Origin of the sequence: [Phormidium] sp. LEGE 05292 (assembly GCF_015207735.1) — a bacterium.
Taxonomy (GTDB): domain Bacteria; phylum Cyanobacteriota; class Cyanobacteriia; order Cyanobacteriales; family Aerosakkonemataceae; genus Floridanema.
The window spans coordinates 1-1,033 of sequence record NZ_JADEWG010000350.1 but is presented as its reverse complement, the minus strand read 5'-3'; the positions used below and the strand labels follow the sequence as shown (position 1 = coordinate 1,033).

At 50.3% G+C, this 1,033-nt stretch carries 1 protein-coding gene; it reads left to right on the top strand.

Annotation, left to right across the window (positions count from 1 at the left end; genetic code table 11):
• Positions 1 to 1,001 (top strand): SDR family oxidoreductase (locus IQ264_RS32530; RefSeq protein WP_193986933.1); only part of this gene is annotated, 1,001 nt, incomplete at its 5' end.
• Positions 1,002 to 1,033 lie beyond the last annotated feature (32 nt).

The following is a 1,033-nucleotide window of genomic DNA, read 5'->3' as shown; positions in this document are numbered from 1 at the left end:
GAGGGGCAGAGGGGCAAGAAAATTCTGTAAGGGCGGGTTTTGCTGTTACTTCTTCTGCTGTGTTCACAGAATTGTCTGCTAAACCCGCCCCTACAAACCAAAATTCTCCCAGTCCCGTAGGACAGGCATCTTGCCTGTCATCCCCAGTCCCCAATCCCCGTTCCCTAGTGATCGTGGGCGCTAGAGGGACGTTAGGGCAAGCTTTTGCGCGAATTTGTGAGATGCGGGGAATTCCTTATCATTTGCTGTGTCGGCAAAAGATGGATATTACCGATCGGATTTTGGTCGATCGCACCTTAACAGACTTAAAACCTTGGGCAGTGATCAATGCTGCTGGGTACGTGCGGGTAGATGATGCAGAACGGGAACCGGATGCTTGTTTGCGAATCAATGCGATCGGCCCCGCAATTTTAGCAGATGCTTGCGCCATGAGGGGAGTAGCGTTGTTGACTTACTCATCCGATCTCGTCTTTGACGGAACTCGTGCTGTTCCTTATGTAGAAAGTGATGTTGTCTCCCCGTTAAATGTCTATGGACGTAGCAAAGCAGAGGCAGAAGCGCGAGTTCTTCAGGTTCATCCCACCTCGTTAGTGGTGCGTACCAGTGCATTTTTTGGCCCTTGGGATGAATACAATTTTCTCACCATTGCCCTTCGTACCCTGGCATCAGGACAACCGTTCTTAGCATCTGCGGATAGTGTGGTTTCTCCGACTTATGTCCCGGACTTAGTGAATGCCAGCTTGGATTTGTTAATTGATGGTGAGTGCGGTTTATGGCATTTAGCCAACTCAGGTCAAAGTTCTTGGGCAGATTTGGCGAAATTCGCCGCAAAACAAAGGGGTTTGGATGTCACCAGAATTGAGGCTTGTTCGATGCAAGCTCTCAGTTTACTAGCACCCCGCCCATCTTACAGCGTTCTGGGGAGTGAAAGAGGAGTGTTACTGCCGCCCTTGGAAAATGCGATCGATCGCTACTTCCATGAATGTCACATTCTTCGGTGATCGGGGACTGGGGACTGGGGACTGGGGAGACA